The organism is Erysipelatoclostridium sp. An173, from assembly GCF_002160495.1.
Taxonomy (GTDB): Bacteria; Bacillota_I; Bacilli_A; order Erysipelotrichales; family Coprobacillaceae; genus Thomasclavelia; species Thomasclavelia merdavium.
The window spans coordinates 1-748 of record NZ_NFKR01000115.1; the positions used below are offsets into that span (position 1 = coordinate 1).

Below are 748 nucleotides of genomic sequence, written 5' to 3' on the forward strand. Positions count from 1 at the left end.
ACATATACGATCAATGTAAAGACATCAAATCATAAGAATGATAGTGGAAAATACAATACACATATCTATGCATATGACAGTGAAGGAAAATACAGTATAGTGGAACTGGGAACAGAAATACCAGAAAATCAGGCTCCTAAGATAACAGATGCCAAGATAACAAATGTAAGCAAAAACGGATATACAGTAACATGTAAGGTAACGGATGATGGAAGTCTTGATCGAGTACAAATGCCAACATGGTCAGAAAACGGGGATCAAGATGATCTGATCTGGTATACAGCAACAAAGAGCGGAGATACATATACGATCAATGTAAAGACATCAAATCATAAGAATGATAGTGGAAAATACAATACACATATCTATGCGTATGACAGTGAAGGAAAATATAGTAAAGTAGAATTACAAACGGAAATTCCAGATGGTAATCAGGCACCAGAAATAACAAATGCTAAAATAACAAATATAAGTAAAAGTGGCTATACAGTGACATGTAAGGTAACGGATGATGGAAGTCTTGATCGAGTACAGATGCCGACATGGTCAGAAAACGGGGATCAAGATGATCTGATCTGGTATACAGCAACAAAGAGCGGAGATACATATACGATCAATGTAAAGACATCAAATCATAATAATGATACTGGAAAATACAATACGCATATCTATGCATATGACAGTGAAGGTAAATACAGTGTAGTAGAATTACAAACGGAAATTCCAGATGGCAATCAGGCACCAGAAA

The 748-nt window shown here is 35.6% G+C and carries 1 protein-coding gene; it reads left to right on the forward strand.

Annotated features, from left to right (window positions below; all coding sequences use genetic code 11):
- On the forward strand, positions 1-748 hold a 748-nt coding region (locus B5F09_RS14665; RefSeq protein WP_204215377.1), incomplete at both ends, for a GBS Bsp-like repeat-containing protein.